At 49.5% G+C, this 21,223-nt stretch carries 22 protein-coding genes; 17 read left to right on the plus strand and 5 right to left on the minus strand.

Features of this window, described 5'->3' with window-relative positions; all coding sequences use genetic code 11:
* The first annotated feature begins 113 nt into the window (after positions 1-113).
* From HP398_RS17560 to HP398_RS17590, 7 genes are all read left to right on the plus strand, one after another.
* A complete protein-coding gene (locus HP398_RS17560; RefSeq protein WP_173623257.1) occupies positions 114-437 on the plus strand; it encodes a PepSY domain-containing protein in 324 nt (107 codons plus the stop codon).
* A gap of 191 nt (positions 438-628) precedes the next feature.
* Positions 629-2,059, plus strand: coding sequence for a PTS mannitol transporter subunit IIBC (locus tag HP398_RS17565; RefSeq protein WP_017252531.1), 1,431 nt, complete (start codon positions 629-631; stop codon positions 2,057-2,059).
* 63 nt (positions 2,060-2,122) lie between these two features.
* Positions 2,123-4,228, plus strand: a complete 2,106-nt coding sequence (locus HP398_RS17570) for a BglG family transcription antiterminator (RefSeq protein ID WP_173623258.1) — start codon at positions 2,123-2,125, stop codon at positions 4,226-4,228.
* A complete protein-coding gene (locus tag HP398_RS17575; protein ID WP_069849782.1) occupies positions 4,225-4,659 on the plus strand; it encodes a PTS mannitol transporter subunit IIA in 435 nt (144 codons plus the stop codon). The genes HP398_RS17570 and HP398_RS17575 overlap by 4 nt, the downstream gene beginning before the upstream one ends.
* A gap of 6 nt (positions 4,660-4,665) precedes the next feature.
* Positions 4,666-5,826 carry a mannitol-1-phosphate 5-dehydrogenase gene (locus HP398_RS17580; RefSeq protein WP_173623259.1) on the plus strand — a complete coding sequence of 387 codons (1,161 nt, stop codon included), beginning with the start codon at positions 4,666-4,668 and terminating at the stop codon, positions 5,824-5,826.
* Between the two features lie 17 nt (positions 5,827-5,843).
* The gene (gene ptsP, locus HP398_RS17585; protein WP_173623260.1) at positions 5,844-7,565 is read left to right on the plus strand and encodes a phosphoenolpyruvate--protein phosphotransferase; all 1,722 of its coding nucleotides are present in this window, start codon (positions 5,844-5,846) and stop codon (positions 7,563-7,565) included.
* Positions 7,566-7,583: 18 nt separating this feature from the next.
* Complete coding sequence (locus HP398_RS17590; RefSeq protein ID WP_173623261.1) at positions 7,584-7,841, plus strand: HPr family phosphocarrier protein; 258 nt, start codon at positions 7,584-7,586, stop codon at positions 7,839-7,841.
* Positions 7,842-7,907: 66 nt separating this feature from the next.
* Here HP398_RS17590 and HP398_RS17595 read toward each other — a convergent pair whose 3' ends face one another.
* Both HP398_RS17595 and HP398_RS17600 read right to left on the minus strand, forming a co-directional pair.
* Positions 7,908-9,584: a sulfatase family protein gene (locus HP398_RS17595; protein ID WP_017252525.1), complete on the minus strand. Its 1,677-nt coding sequence runs from the start codon at positions 9,582-9,584 to the stop codon at positions 7,908-7,910.
* A 136-nt stretch (positions 9,585-9,720) separates the two neighbouring features.
* Entirely contained in the window at positions 9,721-10,788 is a 1,068-nt protein-coding gene (locus HP398_RS17600) for a YeiH family protein (RefSeq protein ID WP_017252524.1), read from the minus strand.
* Positions 10,789-10,916: 128 nt separating this feature from the next.
* Between HP398_RS17600 and HP398_RS17605 the strand changes: the two genes are divergently transcribed.
* Positions 10,917-11,813, plus strand: coding sequence for a LysR family transcriptional regulator (locus tag HP398_RS17605; protein ID WP_173623262.1), 897 nt, complete (start codon positions 10,917-10,919; stop codon positions 11,811-11,813).
* 46 nt (positions 11,814-11,859) lie between these two features.
* On the opposite strand, the gene HP398_RS17610 is transcribed toward HP398_RS17605, so the two are convergent.
* The 3 genes from HP398_RS17610 to HP398_RS17620 form a co-directional block, all read right to left on the minus strand.
* Complete coding sequence (locus HP398_RS17610) at positions 11,860-13,416, minus strand: sensor histidine kinase (protein WP_173623263.1); 1,557 nt, start codon at positions 13,414-13,416, stop codon at positions 11,860-11,862.
* A complete protein-coding gene (locus tag HP398_RS17615) occupies positions 13,406-14,083 on the minus strand; it encodes a response regulator transcription factor (protein ID WP_017252521.1) in 678 nt (225 codons plus the stop codon). Before HP398_RS17615 ends, HP398_RS17610 begins: the two co-directional genes overlap by 11 nt.
* Before the next feature lie 206 nt (positions 14,084-14,289).
* Positions 14,290-15,159, minus strand: coding sequence for a hypothetical protein (locus HP398_RS17620; RefSeq protein WP_173623264.1), 870 nt, complete (start codon positions 15,157-15,159; stop codon positions 14,290-14,292).
* A gap of 329 nt (positions 15,160-15,488) precedes the next feature.
* On the opposite strand from HP398_RS17620, the gene eutL reads away from it, so the two are divergent.
* The 9 genes from eutL to HP398_RS17665 are packed head-to-tail and all read left to right on the plus strand — an operon-like array spanning position 15,489 to position 21,192.
* Positions 15,489-16,139 carry an ethanolamine utilization microcompartment protein EutL gene (eutL, locus tag HP398_RS17625; protein WP_017252519.1) on the plus strand — a complete coding sequence of 217 codons (651 nt, stop codon included), beginning with the start codon at positions 15,489-15,491 and terminating at the stop codon, positions 16,137-16,139.
* 35 nt (positions 16,140-16,174) lie between these two features.
* Entirely contained in the window at positions 16,175-16,660 is a 486-nt protein-coding gene (locus HP398_RS31290; protein ID WP_017252518.1) for a BMC domain-containing protein, read from the plus strand.
* Positions 16,660-18,153, plus strand: coding sequence for an acetaldehyde dehydrogenase (acetylating) (locus HP398_RS17635; RefSeq protein WP_173623265.1), 1,494 nt, complete (start codon positions 16,660-16,662; stop codon positions 18,151-18,153). The genes HP398_RS31290 and HP398_RS17635 overlap by 1 nt, the downstream gene beginning before the upstream one ends.
* A gap of 49 nt (positions 18,154-18,202) precedes the next feature.
* Positions 18,203-18,490 carry an ethanolamine utilization microcompartment protein EutM gene (gene eutM / locus HP398_RS17640; protein WP_007720104.1) on the plus strand — a complete coding sequence of 96 codons (288 nt, stop codon included), beginning with the start codon at positions 18,203-18,205 and terminating at the stop codon, positions 18,488-18,490.
* A gap of 9 nt (positions 18,491-18,499) precedes the next feature.
* A complete protein-coding gene (gene pduL, locus HP398_RS17645; protein WP_173619838.1) occupies positions 18,500-19,276 on the plus strand; it encodes a phosphate propanoyltransferase in 777 nt (258 codons plus the stop codon).
* A gap of 15 nt (positions 19,277-19,291) precedes the next feature.
* Positions 19,292-20,116 carry a hypothetical protein gene (locus tag HP398_RS17650; protein WP_017252515.1) on the plus strand — a complete coding sequence of 275 codons (825 nt, stop codon included), beginning with the start codon at positions 19,292-19,294 and terminating at the stop codon, positions 20,114-20,116.
* A 4-nt stretch (positions 20,117-20,120) separates the two neighbouring features.
* Positions 20,121-20,408, plus strand: a complete 288-nt coding sequence (locus HP398_RS17655; protein WP_007720099.1) for a EutN/CcmL family microcompartment protein — start codon at positions 20,121-20,123, stop codon at positions 20,406-20,408.
* 2 nt (positions 20,409-20,410) lie between these two features.
* Positions 20,411-20,752, plus strand: coding sequence for an ethanolamine utilization microcompartment protein EutS (eutS, locus tag HP398_RS17660; RefSeq protein WP_007720097.1), 342 nt, complete (start codon positions 20,411-20,413; stop codon positions 20,750-20,752).
* Positions 20,749-21,192 (plus strand): EutP/PduV family microcompartment system protein, encoded by a 444-nt coding sequence (locus tag HP398_RS17665; RefSeq protein WP_173623266.1) that lies wholly within the window; start codon positions 20,749-20,751, stop codon positions 21,190-21,192. Before eutS ends, HP398_RS17665 begins: the two co-directional genes overlap by 4 nt.
* Positions 21,193-21,223 lie beyond the last annotated feature (31 nt).

Genomic DNA, 21,223 nt, shown 5'->3' on the forward strand with positions numbered 1-21,223 from the left:
CTTGTGCGCATCGGTCTTTTTTTCGTGTTGACCTGCCTGCGAATATTTAGGGGAATCCGTGACAAACTAGGAGTGCTTTGGCACGAATTTTCGCGCAGGGAGAGAGTGCAAGCATGAGGAAAACAGCCATTGGAAAGTGGGCTGGTATTTGGCTCGCCGTATTGGGAGGGGGGATGTCGGTTCATGCAACTGGACATTCCTTTGATCAAACGAAGGAAATTTCTGCGATCATCGAGCCAACAGACATTACCAAAGAAGACGCCATACGAATCGCCTTGCAGCAAGTAAAAGGGCGAGTTGTTCATGTTGAGTTGGAAAAAGACGAAGGTGTTCTCGCGTATGAAATCATCATTCTCACCGAGCAAAATCAGGTGTTTGAAATCGATGTCGATGTGAAGACCGGAAAAGTGATCAAGGTTGAATCGGAGAGTTTGTAAGGAGAAGGCTTCTGCAACTGGGCAGAGGTCTTTTTCCTATGGGCAATTAAGTTTTGGCAACAATGAGTCAGACAAATTCGCGCTTTGATTTTGTTGTTACCTCCTATGAAAACGCTTTATATTTGAGGTGTACACATTACCTTTTTCAATCATGTCAACATTTCATAAATAGGGGTAAAGGAGGGTGCAGTATGGAGAGCGTGGAAACAAAAAACGCTTCGGGTGGAGTACGGGTCTCGGTACAAAAGTTTGGACGATTCCTGAGTGCAATGGTTATGCCGAATATCGGTGCTTTCATCGCTTGGGGGTTGATTACCGCTTTATTTATCCCAACAGGTTGGCTGCCTAACGAAAATTTGGCCAAACTGGTTGGACCGATGATTACGTATTTACTGCCACTGCTGATTGGTTATACTGGCGGGAAAATGGTCCATGATGTTCGAGGCGGGGTTGTAGGTGCCGTCGCTACGATGGGGGTTGTCGTAGGCGCAGACATCCCGATGTTCCTGGGAGCCATGATCATGGGTCCTTTGGGCGGCTGGGTCATGAAAAAAGTGGACCAGTTGTTCGAAGGAAAAATTCGTTCCGGCTTTGAAATGTTAGTGAATAACTTTTCCGCGGGTATTGTTGGCGGGTTACTGACACTGTTTGCTTTCCAAGCAATTGGGCCTGTCGTTGCAGGCTTGAGCAAGGCGCTTGCAGGGGGTGTAGAAGTCATTGTAGGTGCAGGATTGTTGCCGCTTGCCAGCATTTTTATCGAGCCAGCGAAGATCCTGTTCCTGAACAATGCGATTAACCACGGTATTTTGAGTCCGATCGGTCTGGATGAAGCGGCGAAGTTGGGTCAGTCCGTTTTCTTCCTGCTTGAATCCAATCCGGGACCAGGTCTGGGTATATTGTTGGCATACTGGCTTGCTGGCAGAGGCAGTGCCAAGCAATCGGCTCCGGGTGCTGTCATCATTCACTTCTTCGGGGGTATCCACGAAATTTACTTCCCGTACGTGCTGATGAATCCGCGTCTGATTCTCGCGGCCATTGGTGGCGGGATGGCTGGTGTGTTTACCTTCACGCTGCTCGGCGCAGGATTGGTGGCGCCACCGTCTCCAGGTAGTATTTTCGCCTTGATTGCAATGGCACCGCGTGGTGGATTGCTCCCGGTACTGGCTGGTGTGTTGGCGGCGACTGTCGTGTCCTTTCTCATCGCATCTGCTCTCTTGAAAATGAGCGCGAAGACAGACGAGGATGAACTGGAAAAAGCGACAGAAAAAATGCAAGAGATGAAAGGCAAAAAAGCGCAGGAACAAGAAGCGGTAGAAGCTCCAGTGAAGCATGAGGTAGCTGCTGCTGACGTGAAGAAAGTGGTCTTCTCTTGCGATGCGGGAATGGGCTCCAGTGCGATGGGAGCGGCGTCCTTGCGTAAAAAGTTCAAGGATGCGGGTCTGACCGAGATTACGGTCATCAATACGGCGATCAACGACATTCCAAGCGACGCTGATATCGTTATTACGCACAAGTCTTTAACAGAGAGAGCGCAGGTCAAAGCGCCTTCTGCGGAGCATATCTCTATTGAAAATTTCTTGAATAGTCCCGAGTATGACAAGTTGGTCAAACGCCTGGGGTAAAGGGAATCAACGCTAGTGGGAGCTAGCGTCTTCCCTCTTTGGCGTTAAGGAGGGAACGAAGACATGCATGTATCCTCTCGACAGCGATCCATTATCGAGATTTTATTGAAGGAACAAAAAGGAGTTACCGTGGGTTCGATCGCCGAACAGGTTGGTGTAAGCGGTCGTACCGTTCACCGAGAATTGGATGCACTGACTTCCTTGTTTGACGAATTTGAACTGGAGCTGGTCAGAAAAACAGGTTCAGGTCTTGAAGTGGTGGGGACTGACGAGCAAAAGCGTGCACTCAGAATGTCTGTCCTGCATCACATGACGAAGGAATTCACCGCGCAGGAACGAAAGGCAATCATCCTGTGCGCACTCCTGGAGGCATCAGAGCCAGTCAAACTGATTTCGCTGGCAATCGATTTGAAAGTGACAACGGCAACCATCAGCCATGATCTGGATGATTTGGAGACGATGCTCGCTCGATACGATCTGTCACTCTTGCGAAAACGAGGGTATGGCGTGGAGTTGCAAGGTACAGAGTCGTCCAAGCGGCGGGCAATCAGCAGACTGATTGCCGAGCATCTGGACGATCACGAGCTGATTGGGATTATCAAAGAAAATATTCAAAACAAGGCACTGCGAGACATCGACTCGATTTCGGAACGGCTGCTCGGCTTGATTGACCGGGAAAAGCTGATCAAGGTCGAGAATGCATTGAGCCATCTGGACGAGGAGCTTCCCTATCCTTTGGCAGACAGCGCCTATCTCGGATTGGTCACCCATTTGGCATTGGCCATGGAACGGATTGAAAAAGGGGAAGGCATTCATTTTGACGAGAATACCCTCAGTGAATTGATTGGAACACCTGAGTACGAAATAGCCAGCAACATCATGGAGCGGCTAAAGCAGATTTTCCAAATGGAGATCCCAGCAGATGAGATCGGCTATATTACGATGCATTTGCGGGGTGCCAAGCTGCGGCATTCTCCGGATGACCAGGTATGGCCAGAAAATACAGAGCTCATGGTCATTACGAAACGCTTCATTCAAGCCTGCGAAGAACGCTTGGACATTCCGCTTGGCGATGACGCCTCGCTGTTCCATGGTCTGCTGACGCATTTGGAGCCAGCGTTGTACCGATTACAGCGGAAGATGGAGATACGTAATCCGATTCTCGAGCAGATCAAGCAAAACTATCCAGAGCTGTTTGCTGTAACAAGTGAAGCGGTCCATACGATTTTGCAAGAGCTACAGGTTCCAGAGGAAGAGATCGGGTACCTAGTGATGCATCTAGGTGCGGCATTGGAGAGAACGCGCCATGAGCAGCAGTGGTACCGGGCATTGGTAGTATGCTCCAGCGGGATCGGCTCCTCCAAGATTTTGGCAACGCGTATTAAAAAAGAAATACCGGAGATCGTCAGCTTGAAAAATCTGTCCATGTTTGATCTGGAAGAGGTTCCGGCAACGGATTATGACTTGGTCATTTCCACCCTTCCCTTGCCGCTCGATCCAGCGGAATATGTCGTGGTCAGCCCGCTGCTTCCGCCAGACGATATCCAAAAAATTAAATATCAATTGCACACGACGAGTCAGAAACGATCCCATCAGGAGAAAAGTCAGCTGGTTCCCGCAGGACAGCAGTCCATCGAACAACTAAGGGCCATGCAATACTACGCAGCGTATGCCAATGAGCTTTACGATGGGCTATGGGGAATGAGATGGGATAATCGTGCTCAGGACATCGCCCAGCTTTTGGGACAAATCAGCATGAGGCTGAAAGAACGTGGAACGATCGAGGAGGTCGAACCGGTAGTCAAGCAGTTGATCGAGCGGGAAAAGCTCGGCGGTTTGGGGATTCCGGGAACATCCTTGGCCCTTTTCCACGGAAGAAATGAAGCGGTGAACAAGGCGTCTTTTACGTTTCATCAATTACGAGAGCCCGTCCTTCTTCGCTCGATGGATGAAGAAGTGATATCCATTGACACGCTTCTACTCTTGTTAGGGCCGAAAGAAGTGCCGAAGGAAGGGCTGGAAGTACTCAGTGAGATCAGCTCCCTTTTGATTGAAGAAGACATGCAAGCGGTTTTGAAAACAGGAGAAACACAGCAAATTGCTGATTATATAGCAGGCAAAATGTATGCGTTTTGCCTTAAAAAGATAGGATTGGAGAGAACAAAATGAAAAACATACTGACAGCAGAAAAAATCATGTTGAATGCAAAGGTAGCCAATAAAGAAGAAGCGATCAGACTGGCAGGAGAATTGCTTGTGCGTGCAGGCCATGTAACAGAGGCGTATCTAGAGAAAATGCAAGAGCGCGAGCAGTTGGCGACGACATACATCGGAAGCGGCGTAGCCATCCCGCACGGAACGAACGAATCCAAGGCAGAGATTCAATCTACCGGGATCTCCATCGTTCAGGTTCCAGGGGGCGTAGATTTTGGAGAGGGCAACACAGCTTATTTGCTGGTGGGCATTGCTGCTGTTGGAGACGAGCATCTGGAGGTGCTCTCGAACATCGCGATTCTTTGCTCCGAGGAGGAAAACGTCAAGCGGATTGTAAACGCGGCTTCGGCGCAAGAAATCATCACGATGTTCTCCGAGGAGGTGTAATTTCCTATGCTAGCTGTACATTTTGGAGCAGGTAACATTGGACGAGGCTTTATCGGACAACTTTTGCAAAAGGCTGGCTATGAAATTGCGTTTGTGGATGTCAATGCGGCTTTGGTCGATGAGCTGAATGAGCGAAAAATGTATCGTGTGCAACTAGCAACAACAGGAAAACCGGAGTCGGTCGTGGAAGGAGTTCGAGCGATAAATGGTCAGGATGTAGCGGCGGTAGCTGAAGCGATCGCAACTGCCGATTTGGTTACGACGGCAGTGGGTCCCAACATTCTTCCGCATATTGCAGGGGCCATCGCAGCCGGCATTACCCGGAGACTTTCTGTTCATGCGAAGCCACTCAATGTGATTGCATGTGAAAACATGATTGGCGGCAGCGAGAAGCTGAAGGAGCATGTGTACGAGCATCTGACGGAATCGGTTCAAGCCGAGGCAGCACAATGGATCGGATTCCCCAATGCAGCGGTAGACCGGATCGTTCCTTTGCAGCAGCATGATGACAAGCTGCTGGTTATGGTTGAAACGTTTTTCGAATGGGTGGTAGATTCGTCGCAGATGGTTGGAGAAATCCCTTCCATAGAGGGCGTTACCTATGTGGAGGATCTTGCTCCGTACATCGAAAGAAAGCTGTTTACCGTCAACACAGGTCATGCGGTCATCGCGTACCTGGGGTATCAGCTGGGGATGAAAACGATTGATGAAGCGATGCGAGACGACCGGATTGTTCAGGCGACACGCGGGGCTCTCCAGGAGACAGGTGCACTGCTTTCTGCCAAGTACGGATTTGACCCGCAAGTGCATGGGCAGTATGTAGAAAAAATTCTCGGCAGATACACCAACCCGCTGCTGTCTGACGATATTGTTAGGGTGGCACGTTCGCCGATCCGCAAGTTGTCGCAGCATGATCGTTTAGTCGGCCCAGCGCTGCAATGCATGGAAAAAGGAATGAACCCAGAGCATTTGGGTCTGGCGATTGCAGCGGCACTGGCATTCGACTATCCCGAGGATGCGGAGTCCGCACGGATACAAGCAAGCCTGAAAGAGTTTGGATGGGAAAATACATTACACAATTGTACCGGCATTCCGGCAGGGCATCCTCTTGAGGAGATCGTGCGCGAACAGGCACGTAGATTGAAGGAATGGTCAGGTAGCCATTGAGAGAGGCTGGTGTTACGATGTCCCAAAAGATCACAGGTGTAAAAGCTTCAGCAGGTATAGCCATTGGTAAGGCGTTTTTACTGACAACGCCCGATTTACAGATTAATACCGTAGCGATTGAAGATCCGGCGAGTGAAATCCAACGTTTTCAAGAGGCATTGGCTCGAGCGAAAAATGATTTGGAGGACATCGTTCTGCGAGTGGAGCAGGAGATGGGCACGGACCATGCAGACATTTTCAAAGCTCACCTGCTCGTCTTGGAAGACCCGGAACTGGTCGATACCGTCAAAGATAAAATCTCAAACGAAAAGACAAACGCTGAAAGTGCCTTGAATGATGTCGCACAAGCATTCATCGGACTTTTCGAGCAAATGGACAGCGAATACATGCGGGAGAGAGCAGCAGATATTCGTGACGTGACTAAGCGTGTACTTTCTTACTTACTCGGGGTACCATTTGCAGGACTCGGTGAGCTGACAGAGGAAGTGATCATTGTAGCGGATGATTTGACGCCTTCCGATACGGCCCAATTAGATCGTCGCTATGTCAAAGGCTTCGTTACGGACATTGGTGGACGAACCTCGCATTCTGCGATTATGGCACGTTCTCTGGAGATTCCTGCTGTTGTCGGAACACAAGGGATTACTCGTTCGGTTCAGCCCGCGACACTCGTCATTCTCGATGGGCATGAAGGGATCGCGATTATTGACCCGAGTGAAGAAGAGATCGCTGTCTACAAACGCAAGCAAGCTGATTACAAAGCGCAAAAAGCTGAACTGGCGAAGCTTGTGAACGATAAAACGGTCACGTTGGACAATCATCATGTCGAGCTTGCCGCCAATATCGGAAGTCCTGAAGATGTCGCTGGGGCTATTGCCAATGGTGCTGAAGGTGTCGGGCTGTTCCGCACGGAGTTTCTGTACATGGGACGCAATGATTTTCCGACGGAAGAGGAACAGTACGTTGCGTACAAGCATGTGCTGGAGCATATGGGCGACCGCCCGGTGGTTATTCGCACATTGGACATTGGCGGGGACAAGCATCTCTCTTACTTGGCTTTGCCAGAAGAAATGAACCCGTTTCTTGGACATCGCGCCATCCGGCTGTGTCTCGACAACCAAGAACTGTTTCGTACACAGCTACGGGCACTATTGCGCGCAAGTGTACACGGCAATTTGAAAATCATGTTTCCGATGATTGCGACACTGGAGGAGTTCCGCCAGGCGAAAGCGATTCTGGAAGAAGAGAAAAAATCTTTGGTAAATCGCGGAATTGTAGTATCCGATCAATACGAAGTGGGTATCATGATTGAGATCCCTGCTGCGGCACTGATGGCCGATCAATTTGCATGCGAAGTTGACTTTTTCAGCATTGGAACTAATGATTTAATTCAATACACAATGGCAGCCGACCGTATGAACGAGAAGGTCGCTTATCTCTACCAGCCTTATCACCCTGCCGTTTTGCGCTTGCTGCACAACGTCATTAAAGCAGGGCACGCGCAGAACAAATGGGTCGGCATGTGCGGGGAGATGGCGGGCGATCCGATCGCGATCCCGATTCTGTTGGGACTAGGTCTGGATGAATTTAGTATGAGTGCAGGGAGCATTTTGCCTGCGCGCCAACAGCTGAGTCGTTTGCGCGTAGAGGACGCAGCGAAACAGATTGATACGATTTTACAAATGAGCACTTCTGCGCAAGTAGAGGCGTTCGTGAAGGAATGGCTGGAGAGAGTATAGCAAAGGAGGCATATCAGAATGGTAGAGAAAAAATTAGTGGTTCAATTGGCGCACGGCCTGCATGCACGTCCTGCTGCGAACTTTGTGAAGGTGGCCACGTCATTTTCAAGTGAAATTAAAATCATCAAAAATGAGAAAAATGTAAATGGCAAGAGCATCATGGGTATTATGGCAGCAGCGATTGGAAAAGGGGAAGAAATTACCCTGATTACGGATGGTGCCGATGAACAAGAAGCGATGACAGCATTGGAAAAAGCATTGACCGAACAGGAATAGTGAAGAGAAGAGAAATGATGAAAAGCCCCTCAAATTCGAGGGGTTTTTCTGTTGTTCCGGAAAAGTTCACGTAGACAGAAAATGTGCGAAAGGGTGAGAAAAGGGTGTCAATCGCTTTTGGGCTCGTTGTTCTTCTAAAAGCAGCTCCATTTTCAGGCGGATGCGCTCTGAGTGTGTGGTTTTGTAGAGGGGGATTACCAAATTCCGTGTTTCCAAAGGATCGTTCGTGAGATTGTACAATTCGTAATCAATCATGGTGGGGTTGTATACATCCTCGGCGAAATAGCGGGAGTATTTCCATAAAGCGCTGTGCCCGGCAGAATGCATGTAGGAGAGGACCGTTTCTATCCGATTCGGAGGAATGACAGAGTCATAGGGTTGGTGTTGCACGCTCACTTGATGCTGTCCTTTTGTCACATCGTCGTCCGTCATGAAGTAGATCGGTTCAGTGGAGATAGATTCCGTATCGTGAGACAAGATGATGGGAGTAAGATCACGACCGACAAGAGGTCGTACCTCGCTATGCGTGAAGGTCAGTTCCTCACCAAGCCTGTCTGTGTCAACTCCAGCCATACCGAGCAGTGTCGGAAGAATATCCACATGACTGGTTAACAGCTTTGTTGAGGTTGCGTGTGGAAAAAGGAGTGGGTTGTGGATAATGAGGGGAACGTGAATCGCCTCTTCATAGGCACAGTACCATTTTTGATGCAGCTTGCCGTGAGCCCCCAACAATTCGCCGTGATCGGATGTGAACACGACTAGTGTTTCGGGATAAAACGAGCTTGCGACGAGTGCTTCAAGAACACGCATGACTTCCCGATCGGCGTTTTTCTGGAGCTGATAGTACAGTCTTCGATAATGGGTTTGGTCCGAAATGGGCTGGAACGCTTGTGGATATACCTCCCGATAACTCGCTTGGCAGCGCGGTTTTGTCGCAAGGGATTCGTGCTGAGTAGGGGGCGGGGCAACAGCGGGAACGGACTTATCCACATGGAAGCGAAAAAATGGTGTGCCCGCAGAGATATCCCCATAGATGGCGATATCATGTGGATTGACGAAAGACGCCACGATCAGCCAAGGATGGTAGCTTTCAACGGAGTTCTTCTCCTGGTCTAATGCATGGAGCAGCTCGATGACTTCACTGCTGTACACCACATCACGACCGTTTACGCCAATGGCTGCGGACGAACCGGAGTTGTGAGGCGCTATCCCCTGTGGTTCAGGCCCTATCCAACTGGAGAAGCCATAGCCGTCTAGCCGATCAGCAAGTAAGTATAAGCGCTCTTTATCCGGATCAGGAACTCCCGTTACAGGAATATAGCTGGGGATGGGAAAATGGGTACCCGGTACCCAAATGTCAGCATCGGATATATGCCACTTGCCTTTATAGAAACACCGATAGCCCGCTTGACGAAAAAAATTTCCCATCGTCGGAACGGTATTGCGATCGAGCCAGAACATGTCGCTGTCGGGAGATCGTTTAGCCACGCCGCTGGTCTGGGTGACGCCGTGCAAAGAGGGGTACTGACCGGTGAACAAGGTGGCTCTGCTTGGGCAACAGCCTGTAGAGCCGACGTAATGACGCTCGAACTCCAACCCATGCTCTCGCAAAAAAGCATGAGCATGGAGTGTATCCTCACTCCATGCACGTATCGCAGGCCCTTCATAAACAGGGGGAAATCGTTCCTGATCCACAATGATAAATAAGATGTTCGGCCGTCTCCGCAACCATTTTCTCGACATATAGATCCCCCTCGGCAAAGATGTACACATCTTTATCAACATATGGGGATAATCTTTGTCCTTATCCACAAAAAACTCGCCGATCATCAAGAAATCGGCGAATTCGAACCCGCATGTCTGGTTATCCACAATTTTTTTATACCAATGCAAAGGAGAGCACCGACAAAAGAATCGAGGTAATACTCATAGCAATCAGTGGGCGCGCCGCTTTTGTTCGAAGTGCCCGCAGATCGACATTTAGGCCAAGCCCGACCATCGCCATGGTGAGCACAAAGGTTGTAACATTGGCGACGCCATTATGGAACGCTTCTGAGACAGGAATCGTTGTACCGAGAATGTAGCTTCCAAAAACACTCATGGCGAGGAAGCCGATCAGGAACCAAGGGAATTCGATCTTGGTACCACTTTGTAACTTCCCGGAACGTTTCATCCAAACCATCAGGATAAAACAGAGCGGGACCAACAGAAGCACACGTCCCAATTTTGCCAGCAGTGCAATCGCTAGCCCATCTTGACCTGCCGGTGCAGCAGCCAATGCGACATGCGCAATCTCATGCAGACTAATTCCAGACCACATGCCGTATTCGACCGCGGACAGGGGAAGGAATGGACGCAAGATCGTGTAGGAAATAGCAAATAAGGTTCCGACGAGTGCGATCATTCCTACCCCAATGGCGGTATCTTCATCCTTGGCAGCAACGATAGGGGAGACGGCTGCTATCGCCGCTGCTCCACAGACGCCTGTACCGACTCCGAGCATAAGGGAGAGGGAAGTGTCTGCTTTCAGCCACTTGGCTATCAGCATCGTAACCGCGATGGCAAAAATAATAACACCAGCGTCATAGACGAGAAGCCCGAGGCCTTGATTCAAGACGACGTCGATATTGAGCTTAAGACCGTACAAAATAATAGCCAGACGCAGTAAGCGTTTGGCGGAAAATTGAATCCCTGATCGCAATGCTTCCGGATATCCACGAAAATGCCGGTATGCGACCGCGATCAGGATCGAACAGGCGAGGGGGCCAACTTGTTGAAAGCCAGGTATTTTTGCTAAGCCGTAGCCTGTCAGGGCGATGAAAAAAGTAAAAGCGATTCCAGCTATCCACAGCGAGAAGGATACAGGGTTGCTTTCGTTGTTTTTTGCGGGCTGTACACTGGCATTGCTTTCATTCAATGGCACGCTGCTTTTAATTGGAGTTGCCATTGCCATCACTCCTCGAAAAGTTTTACAAACTCAGCATACGGCAACTGTTATAATAAGAAAAATAAATCATTGCGATGATCATCATAAGTGAAATGAATGGTTAGTGGTGGAAAGGAGAGTGAAGGCAGTTGGATCAGCATTTGCTTGTGTTCGTGACCGTTGCAGACAGACAGAACTTTTCCCGAGCCGCAGAAGAGCTCCATATGACGCAGCCTGCCGTTAGCCAGTATATTCATGCGCTCGAGCGCACGATAGGGACAAAGCTCCTGGAGCGAAGCAACAAATATGTTCGCTTGAATAAAGCGGGGGATATTGTCTATCATCACGCTCGGGAGATCTTGGGCTTGTACACGCGGATGCAGAGCCTCGTGGATGATTTGATGAATACACCAAGCGGGAATTTGACGATTGGCGCCAGCTACACATACGGAGAGTATGTGCTACCTCATGTCATTGCACGTCTTCGTCAGTATTACCCAATGATTACCCCGACGATTACGATTCACAATTCCACAGTCATTGCTGAGCTGGTGGCGAAGCGACAACTCGACGTCGGGATTGTTGAGGGGGAGTATGTGGACGAAAAAATGTGCGTGGAGCCGTTTGCTGATGATCGTATGTATTTGATTGCTTCGCCAGAGCATCGATTGGCCGGGCAGACAGAGGTCAGCATTGACGAACTAATGAAGGAAACGTGGATTGTGCGGGAAGAAGGGTCAGGCACGAGGGAAGCGGCTGAAAAAATGTTTCGCCAGCTGCAATTCACACCGCAAAAGCGAATGGAGTTCGGCAGTACACAGGTAATCAAGGAATCAGTGGAGGCTGGCCTGGGAATCAGCTTACTGTCTTATTGGGCCATACGCAAAGAACGTAAGCTCGGCACGCTCTGTACATTGAAGGTGACGGGGACACCGGTTACCCGTGATTTTTCGCTCGTCACGAAATCCGACGAGTTTCATACCAAAGCATTGGACATTTTCATGGATCTTATCCGCACGCATGTGCCGGAGGGTGCCCATACGTAAAAGAGGAAGCGGCACGAGCGGTACGTGCTGCTTCCTCTTTTTCATTTCAAGCGGACGGGTCTGGATGGGCGAGTGTAAGACGAAAGGTTGTTCCTTCTGGAGAAGTCTGAACCAATTCGACATTTCCACCGTGTGCCTTTGCCAATAGGCGGGAGATCGTCAAGCCCAGCCCCAGGCCTTGCTTCTTTTTGCGTTTGCTATCCCCACGATAGTACCGTTCGAAAATGAAAGGAACCTCTGACTCAGGAATTCCTTTTCCATTGTCAGTTACATCGATGAAGAGGAAGCTGCTTTGGTTGTGAACGTCGATCTTGATTTGCGTTGCGTTTGCGGCAGCGCTGTTCCCTAATAAATTGAGCAAAATTTGTTTGACATGTGATTCATCGCCGATCCATACGATTTCTTGTCCAGTCGGGTTAACTGTCACAGATACGTTGGCAAATGAGGGCAAGGTTTGCACCTGTGCGACTATCTGATCCAACGTACTGTCGATCTGAATGGACTGCTTCTCGACGAAAACTTCACCTGCTTCCATGGAGGAGAAATCGAGGAGGTCATTGACCATTGTCTGGAGTCGCTTAGCTTCGTCCATGCTGATTTGCATGAATTCATCCGCATCTGCACCTTTTACGACGCCGTCTTTCACCGCTTGAATCATTCCGCGAATCGAGGTGACAGGGGTACGCAGCTCATGGGAAACACCAGCCAAAAGGTCGGTGCGCATCCGCTCTAGTTGTCCAAGTCTTTTCGCCATTTCGTCAAAGGAATGAACCAGCTGACTGATTTCTGCTTCTTTGATTTTGGAGGAATTGGGCAAGGAAGGCGAATAATTCCCGCTGGATATTTGCTCTGCCGCTATTGCCAACTGCCGCAGGGGCTGTGTTAACGAGCGAGAAAGTACATAGACGATGGCCCAACCGCACAAAGTGATGATTCCGATAGAAACCATGATCGTGATATACGTGTGAACCAAATCATTGTTAAGGGGGGTACTGACGTAATAGGTGCCTGCGACTGTATTGTGTTCATAGTAAGGGACACCCACACGCAGCCAGGTAGCTCCCTTTGTGGCAACAACCTCCCGTATTTCTTTAGTTTTGTCCACCGGTTGGGCAGGGGTAGGTAACTGCGCAATGGTAGCGGTCGTCGTCTGACTCACCATTTCCTTCTTGAACGTCTTGCCCGCATCATCGTAAATCTGTACCACGTGATCGATTGGGACAGTCGGCATGACTCGAAATGCGATCATGGCGGTATTGGCTGCGGGTGTTGCGGTGTAAGGAATAGCCGGAGACGCAGGGCCAGTCACAGCAGTGACAGCCTGATTGGAGATACCAACAGTTGTTTGTGCCAAATCCTCTATCTTTACAGGAGAAGTCGAGGTGTCCTTGGCAAGCAACACCTTGGTATACGAATCAGCGAGCAACTCTGTTCTTGCTTCCAATACCTGAAACTGTTGTTCTGTAGCTGCTTTGTTAATCCAATAGATGCCAAAAAAGCCAATGCCAAAAAGAATGACCGATAAAATCAAGGCATAGCGCCACGTCCAGTAACGCAAGAGCGGCACAGCAGTTCTAGTAGAAGTAGTTCGTTTAGTAAACACGCAGGCTATACCCCATTCCTCTGATTGTGCTGATTTCCCCTTCGGAAGTCGGCCACGGCAGCAAGCTTTTGCGCAAGCGCTTCACTGCGGTATCCACAGAGCGATCGCCCCCTTCAAAATCCATTCCCCATACCTGATCCAGCAACTGATCTCGGCTGAAGCATTGGTTCGGATGTCGCGCCAGGAAAACGAGCAGCTGCCAATCCCGTGGCATCAAGGCAAGGGGTGTTTTTCCAATCAAGGCATTTTGGGCCGTAACATCTATGGAAAGTGTCCCGAGTCTGATCGTATCTGCTTCGGCGATATAAGAGGAACGGCGGAGCACAGCTTGTACACGGGCGAGCACTTCTTCTGGATCAAATGGCTTGGCGATGTAATCATCTGCACCTTGTGCAAGTCCTTGGAGCTTGTCTGGCACGGTACCGCGCGCCGTGATGATAATGACAGGGCAACTGCCGTATTGGCGAATCTGATCGAGTATATTCAAGCCGTCATGATCGGGCAGCATCAGGTCAAGCAGGACAAGATCTGGTTTCCAGGAGAAAAAAGTCGGGATTGCCTCGTGATCACCCTCATTCCATTTTACCTCATAGCCCGCCCGTTCCAGGTAGACCTGGACAAGTCGGGCAATCGGCATTTCATCCTCGATGAGTAGAATTCGTTTCACGAAGAAACACCTCCTATCTATCTCAAGTCAATTTGTACTTATCATAGCAATGATAGACATCATTTTGAGTGACATCATTTGTAAAAAATGTTCTTGTTCAGTTGTTTAGCATAATGGAGTTATGTGTCCGTAAAATGGCGAAGGGCATAACTAAACCTCTGGCAGTTTCCTGTCAGAGGTTTTTGTGTGTGCTTGAAAGGCAACGCTTATTTTTTGATGGCAGCTACTGAGACTGTTGCACCTTTTGTGATCTTGCCTTCTTTTTCGAGCTGTTTGATCAATTCGTCAACGGTGATTCCTTTCTCTTTTGCCATTTGCTCCAAACTGATTGCAGGTTGAGTAAAGGAAGCTGCTTCACCAGTGGAGATCCCGCCTTCTTTTTCAAGCTGCTTGATCAACTCTTCCACAGAGATGCCTTTTTCTTTTGCTACTTCTTCCAAATTGATAGTTGTTGTCATGGAAACATTCGTTGCCAGTTTGCCTTCTTCTTTAAGCTGCTCGATCAACTCTTCTACGGAGATGCCTTTTTCTTTCGCCATTTCTTCCAGATTCATAGTAGAGTCCAGAGCGATGAATGCTCCGCCGTCCTTGTTTTCAGGATCGAGAGAAATGACTGCGAAGCCCGGAATGGTGCCGTCTGGGTTGCTGGTAGCTGTTGCTTTCGTCAGTTTGCCTTCTTTTTCAAGCTGCTTGATCAACTCTTCTACAGAGATCCCTTTTTCTTTCGCCATTTCATCTAGGTTGAACGTCTTAATGTTATCGCTGTTGGCATCGAATTTCATGAAGGAGAAGCTAGTTGTCAGATCGCCGTCTTTCGTGATAGTAGCTGCTCCTTTCGTCAGTTTGCCTTCTTTTTCAAGCTGCTTGATCAACTCTTCCACAGTGATGCCCTTTTCCTTTGCCATTTGCTCCAGGTTAAAAATCGGTTTTTGAAGAGCATCTGTACCATCTTTGGTCACCATTTTCAGTGGAGCAGAAGAACCAGTCGTCTTCGCTGGTTCATTTGCCGCAAACGCGGAACCTGCCATTGCGGATACTGCCAAAGCCATAACTGTCATTGCCATTTTCTTTTTCATTGTAAAATTCCTCCTTGGGGGTCTTTAGATTGTGGTGAGCCTTGCTTGCGGGCTTGCCCGTCTCGGCTACAACACAAATTTAACGTGGGTGTGTGTCCGTAATATGACCGGAATATGGAAAAGTGACGGAATGCCGAAAACGCTTGCATTTTTCTGTGCCTTGTTCTACATTAGAGACAGGTAAAAGACCACGTAAATAGCGTGTAATCTTCTACCCACAAGTGAATAATCAAAAGGCAAAGGTGCCCTTGAACACGGCTTATTTTTTCGTGTTTAGGCACCTTTTTTTACTTTTGATCAGGGATGTTGTCTTGAAAGGAGTGACACGCATGGAAAAACCAATTCGAGCGACGCCGCTTGCGATCCGACTGATTCCCAATGTCGATCCACAATTTGCGGAGAAGCTGAACCTGCCTTCTCATATCCGAAGTCTGGGGCTATTGACCTCTACGATTGACGATGTGGGGTATACGGCCATTGATGAAGCGACCAAAAAGGCAGCGGTAGAAGTTGTGTATGCCAAGTCGTTTTATGCAGGCTCAGGCCATGCGTCTGGACCGTTGTCCGGCGAGTTCATCGGGATGATCGGAGGCGCGACGCCATCGGAGGTGCAGAGCGGACTGGATGCAGCCGTTGCATTTATGGAAAGCGGAGCATGCTTTTACTCTTTGAATGATGAAGGGACGCATGCGTATTACGCCCATGTTGTGTCGCGGACGGGCAGCTACTTGTCTCAAACCGCCGGAATCCGCGAAGGTGAGCCGCTTGCTTACTTGATCGCTCCGCCGCTGGAGGCCATGTATGGTATTGATGCCGCCCTCAAGGCTGCAGATGTACAAATGGTTCAATTTTTTGGTCCACCGACAGAAACGAACTTTGGGGGAGCGCTACTCACTGGCAGCCAGTCGGCATGCACGGCAGCCGCCGATGCTTTTGCCGAGGCCGTAAGAAGTGTCGCCCAACAGCCTGTCAAACGATAATAGGGATTTTCTCTCTTGAAGGGGAGGTAATGTAAATGCGCGCTACAACATATTCACTCGGCATGATCGAGACGCTGGGCTTGCCTGCTCTCATCGCTGCCGCAGACGCTGCTGCTAAGGCGGCAGACGTTAAAGTCGTCTCTTATGAAGGAGCGGACGCAGGAATCGTCACTGTATACGTGATCGGGGATGTATCTTCGGTTATGGCGGCAGTAGATGCTGGCGCTGACGCTGCGAGACGTGTCGGAAGATTGCTGCACTCGCACGTGATTCCACGTCCTGACGAAAATATTCCAAAAATGATTAAAAACCTGCTGAAACCGGAAGTAAAAGAAGAGGGTAAGGCAGAGCCGGCTAAAGCGCCAGTGTCAGGATTGCAAGATCAGTCCATCAATGACCTGCGCAAAATGGCGCGTTCGTATGCGGACTTCCCGCTGACAACGAACGAAATCAACATGGCGAAGAAAGAAGATCTCATTCGTCTGTTGGAAGAGAAACAAGGCGGAGGTGACAAAGCCTAATGACACTCGACGCTGATCTGTATTCCATACAGGAAGTGCGTACCTACCTCGCACAAGCGAAGGAAGCACAGGCCAAATTCGCTACCTACAGCCAAGAGCAAGTTGACCGGATCATCGAAGCTATGTCCAAAGTGGGCGTAGAAAATGCTGATCGACTGGCAGCAATGGCTGTGGAGGAAACAGGCTTTGGTAACGTCGCTGACAAGCGGATGAAAAACCTGTTTGCTGCACAAGATGTGTACGCATCTGTAAAAGATGTAAAAACGGTTGGCATCATCCGTAAGGACGAAGAGAACAAGGTGTGGGAAGTGGCGCAGCCATTTGGTATCGTAGCAGGGGTTGTACCTTCCACGAATCCGACGTCCACGGTTATTTATAAATCGATGGTCTCCCTCAAGGCGAGAAATGCGATTGTATTCAGCCCGCATCCGTCGGCAGCCAAATGCACGCTGGAAGCAGCGCGACTGATGGCACAGGCGGCAGTAGCGGCTGGAGCACCAGAAGGGTTGATCCATTGCGTTACGAAGCCTACGCTTCCTGGGACAAATGAGCTGATGAAGCACAAGCTGACCAATCTGATTCTCGCGACTGGCGGAACGCCGATGGTACGCGCAGCATACAGCTCCGGTAAGCCGGCATACGGTGTTGGACCTGGTAATGTACCCGTTTACATCCACCACACTGCTGACTTTGCTGCTGCTGCCAGACGCATCGTGCAGAGCAAGACGTTTGACTATGGTACAATCTGCGCTTCTGAGCAAGCATTGGTAGTGGAGGAATCCACTAAACACCAATTGATTGCAGCCCTGAAACGTGAAGGCGCCTACTTCCTGAACGAGCAAGAGAAGGAAAAAGTAGCTGCTATCATCATGGTAAACGGCTCGCTGAACGCGAAGATCGTTGGCCGCTCTCCACATGTGATCGCGCAAATGGCGGGTATTACCATCCCTGCTGATACGCGTGTCCTGGTTGCGGAGGAGAACAATGTAGGCAAAGCGTATCCGATGTCCGTTGAAAAACTGGCACCGATCCTTGCCCTTTACACGGTTCAAGGCGACAGCGAAGCGTTTGCTCGTTGCCGCGAATTGTTGGAACATGGTGGTCTTGGACATACAGCGGGTATTCACGCCCAGGATGACAATGTCATCGCAGCGTATGGTCAAGCAATGCCAGCATCCAGAATTCCGGTAAATACGGGTACGACCTTCGGAGGAATTGGTGCAACGACTGGCGTACAACCGGCGTTTACACTTGGATGCGGTTCTTTAGGGGGCAACATCACTTCCGATAACATCGGTGCGAAGCACATGTTCAACATCAAGCGTGTTGCATTTGGCATCAAAGAAATGCCGCAATCAACGCCAGTATCAGCAGCTCCTGCGACACAAGCGGAAGAAGCTGTCCTACAGGCTGTCTCTTCCATGAATGTCGGTTTGAGCCGCGATGAGATCAAAAACATCATCAAATCGGTGTTAACAGAAATGACGACTTAGAGTCGTAAAACACTAAAATTTTGGAGATATAATTAAGGAGGAAATGAAAATGGCTGGAGAAATGTCCGCATTGGGAATGGTAGAAACAAAAGGTTTGGTAGGAGCAGTAGAAGCTGCTGACGCAATGGTAAAAGCAGCTAACGTAAAACTGATTGGTAAAGTACACGTAGGTGGCGGTCTCGTGACTGTTATGGTACGTGGTGACGTAGGTGCAGTAAAAGCTTCCACTGACGCAGGCGCCGCTGCTGCTGAAAAAGTAGGAGAGCTCGTATCTATTCACGTAATTCCACGCCCTCATGGAGACATTGAACTGATCCTGCCTAAACTCGAAGGATAATAATTCCCTATGGCAGTGATTACAGAAGCATCCTTGAGAGCAATGCATAAGTCAGGTATTCCAAACCCCTTTCTCGTTGAGAAAGGGGATAAAATAACACCAGCAGCGGCAGATTTCTTGAAAGGAAGAGGGATTCAAGTGAAACAAGTTGATCAGAACCAGCAGCCTTCCACCAATCAAGCTGCCGAGGCAGTGCGAGAAATTCCTTTGGGCGTATCTAACCGTCACATTCATTTGTCGCAAGCAGATGTCGAGAAGCTTTTCGGAGCCGGACATCAATTGACGCCAATGCGTGATTTGTCGCAACCGGGCCAGTTTGCTTGCCAAGAAACAGTCACCATCGTGGGACCAAAAGGCAGCATCCACGGGGTTCGCGTTTTGGGACCAGCTCGTGGCGCGACACAAGTGGAAATTTCCCGGACAGACGGCTTTGCAGTAGGTGTTCAAGCACCTGTGCGTATGTCTGGAGATATTGAAGGAACACCAGGTATGGTACTCGTTACGGCAAAAGGGACAGTCGTGATGGACAAAGGCGTAATCGTAGCGAAGAGCCACGTTCATATGTCTCCTGCAGATGCCGAGCAATATCAAGTGAAGGATGGCGATTCACTGATCCTGGCGACGCAAAGCGATCGTCCAATCATCTATCCAGATGTAGTCGTTCGTGTGCATCCGCAATTCGCACTTGATTTCCACGTTGATACGGATGAAGGTAATGCCGCTAATTTGAAAACGGGAGACCGGGTAAAAGTGATCGGCAAGAACGGGCAATTTTACTCCGGCTAACGGAGGTAGAGCTTGATGGACATCAGAGAAATGGTGGCGTCGATTACGAAAGAAATTTTGCAATCGATGAATACAGAAAAGAAAAGCGAATCGCCTCGTGTCCTGTACGTCTTTTGTGACAGCCAGGCTCATGAGGCTTATCAGGATCATTTTATCCAACTGAAAAACCACGGGATCTGCCATGACATTCTCTTCCTGGATGGAGAAACCTCCTCTTGGCTTGGCATGCACAAGATCGAATGTGGGGGAGCAGGCAGAATCCTTACAGCAGATGAGTACGCTCCTGCCCCGTTGGAAGTGCCGAAAGATTATGTCGGTATCGTGATTCCTGAAATCGATTTGGATAATGCAGCGAGAATTGCTTCCGGTCTAAAAGGAACAATCAAAGCGGAAATCGTCTTTTCCGCATTGGTGACGGGTAAATTCGTCATCGCTGGTTCCGATGTGCCAGGAATCAAGCGCGCAGACCGTCGTACCCTGCAAACATTGACACTGACACCTGCTTATGAAAAGCTGTTCAACCGTCACGTTGAGAGCATGAAAGAACTGGGTGTGGAGTTTGCAGAACAACGCCGTCTGGCTGATCGCGTGGTTTCTAAGCTGAAGTCTCAGTTGCAAAAAGTGGAGATTACTACCAAGACAGAACAACCGACATTGACTCCTTTGGATGAGCAAGAAGCTGTCTTTTCCGGGAAGCTGTTGACAGCGGATTGGATCAGATCTCAGCCTGAGCTTCGCGATACGACTTTGATCGTGAAAAAAGGTGCAATTGTTTCTCCGCTTGCTTATGACAGCATGAGAGAACGCGGCATTACGGTCAGCTATTTAGGAAAAGGGTGATCGCATGTTTTTGGGAAAAGTGATCGGCAGCGTCTGGGCCACGCAAAAAGAAGCAGGCATGGAAAATCTCAAGCTCATGGTGGTTCAGCCGATTGATTGGCGTGGCGAAGAAGGCGGACAAACCGTTATCGCAGCGGACAGGATCGGTGCGGGAATCGGGGAGCAGGTTATCGTCTCTCGTGGGACGCCTGCCCGAATCCTTTTCTCCGGCACCAGTGTGCCGATCGATGCGATCATCGTAGGCATTGTGGATTCGTTTGAGGTGCCGGGTGCCGCAGGAAGAGAGGAATAGGAATGGAACAGGAACGTTCACGAGTCATCCAGGAATTCGTACCAGGGAAACAGGTCACGTTGGCTCATGTAATCGCAAACCCTGACCCAATGCTCTATACCAAGCTAGGTATCAATGAGGCCGGTGCGATCGGCATCTTGACTTTGACGCCTACCGAAACAGCCATTATTGCCGCGGATATTGCGACGAAGGCTGCTGGCGTCGAGCTTGGGTTTCTCGATCGTTTTACAGGTTCACTGATTGTCGTAGGAGATGTATCCGCTGTTGAAATGGCAGTCGAAGCGGTCAATCAGGTACTGAGCGAAAAACTGCGGTTTACACCGGCATTGGTGACGAAATCATGACCGGCCGTGTAATGATTATCGGTGCAATCGAAGCAGGAAAGTCTTCTCTGGTGCGGGCGCTGTTCAATGACGAACAGCCTGCCAGAAAGACACAAGCGCTCGAATATCGGGACTGGGCAATTGACACTCCGGGTGAGTACAGCGAAAACCCGATGTTTTACCGCACACTTATGGCTACCTCTCTTGAGGCGAAGATCATTGTGATGGTGCAGGATGCTACGCGGGAGCGCAATTATTTCCCTCCTGGCTTCTCACAAGGGTTTCCGCAATCGTGCATCGGGGTCATTACCAAAACGGATCATCCTGATGCAAATGTGGAGAGAGCAGAACAATTCCTGCGTCAATCGCTCGGCAATGCGAAGATTTTCCGGACCTCCTCGCTCACAAGTGAGGGAGTATCAGAATTGCGAACGCATTTGCAAGAAATTGTCAATGAGTAAGCTTGATTAACCAGTATTACACCCCTTTCCG

The sequence above is a fragment of the Brevibacillus sp. HB1.4B genome (assembly GCF_013284285.1).
GTDB lineage: Bacteria > Bacillota > Bacilli > Brevibacillales > Brevibacillaceae > Brevibacillus > Brevibacillus porteri.

Excerpts from the sequence above, each read along its gene's own strand:
- HP398_RS17560 (WP_173623257.1), top strand. The coding sequence starts at position 114 with ATGAGGAAAACAGCCATTGGAAAGTGGGCTGGTATTTGGCTCGCCGTA.
- HP398_RS17565 (WP_017252531.1), top strand. The coding sequence starts at position 629 with ATGGAGAGCGTGGAAACAAAAAACGCTTCGGGTGGAGTACGGGTCTCG.
- HP398_RS17570 (WP_173623258.1), top strand. The coding sequence starts at position 2,123 with ATGCATGTATCCTCTCGACAGCGATCCATTATCGAGATTTTATTGAAG.
- HP398_RS17575 (WP_069849782.1), top strand. The coding sequence starts at position 4,225 with ATGAAAAACATACTGACAGCAGAAAAAATCATGTTGAATGCAAAGGTA.
- HP398_RS17580 (WP_173623259.1), top strand. The coding sequence starts at position 4,666 with ATGCTAGCTGTACATTTTGGAGCAGGTAACATTGGACGAGGCTTTATC.
- ptsP (WP_173623260.1), top strand. The coding sequence starts at position 5,844 with ATGTCCCAAAAGATCACAGGTGTAAAAGCTTCAGCAGGTATAGCCATT.
- HP398_RS17590 (WP_173623261.1), top strand. The coding sequence starts at position 7,584 with ATGGTAGAGAAAAAATTAGTGGTTCAATTGGCGCACGGCCTGCATGCA.
- HP398_RS17595 (WP_017252525.1), bottom strand. The coding sequence starts at position 9,584 with ATGTCGAGAAAATGGTTGCGGAGACGGCCGAACATCTTATTTATCATT.
- HP398_RS17600 (WP_017252524.1), bottom strand. The coding sequence starts at position 10,788 with ATGGCAACTCCAATTAAAAGCAGCGTGCCATTGAATGAAAGCAATGCC.
- HP398_RS17620 (WP_173623264.1), bottom strand. The coding sequence starts at position 15,159 with ATGAAAAAGAAAATGGCAATGACAGTTATGGCTTTGGCAGTATCCGCA.
- eutL (WP_017252519.1), top strand. The coding sequence starts at position 15,489 with ATGGAAAAACCAATTCGAGCGACGCCGCTTGCGATCCGACTGATTCCC.
- HP398_RS31290 (WP_017252518.1), top strand. The coding sequence starts at position 16,175 with ATGCGCGCTACAACATATTCACTCGGCATGATCGAGACGCTGGGCTTG.
- HP398_RS17635 (WP_173623265.1), top strand. The coding sequence starts at position 16,660 with ATGACACTCGACGCTGATCTGTATTCCATACAGGAAGTGCGTACCTAC.
- eutM (WP_007720104.1), top strand. The coding sequence starts at position 18,203 with ATGGCTGGAGAAATGTCCGCATTGGGAATGGTAGAAACAAAAGGTTTG.
- pduL (WP_173619838.1), top strand. The coding sequence starts at position 18,500 with ATGGCAGTGATTACAGAAGCATCCTTGAGAGCAATGCATAAGTCAGGT.
- HP398_RS17650 (WP_017252515.1), top strand. The coding sequence starts at position 19,292 with ATGGACATCAGAGAAATGGTGGCGTCGATTACGAAAGAAATTTTGCAA.
- HP398_RS17655 (WP_007720099.1), top strand. The coding sequence starts at position 20,121 with ATGTTTTTGGGAAAAGTGATCGGCAGCGTCTGGGCCACGCAAAAAGAA.
- eutS (WP_007720097.1), top strand. The coding sequence starts at position 20,411 with ATGGAACAGGAACGTTCACGAGTCATCCAGGAATTCGTACCAGGGAAA.
- HP398_RS17665 (WP_173623266.1), top strand. The coding sequence starts at position 20,749 with ATGACCGGCCGTGTAATGATTATCGGTGCAATCGAAGCAGGAAAGTCT.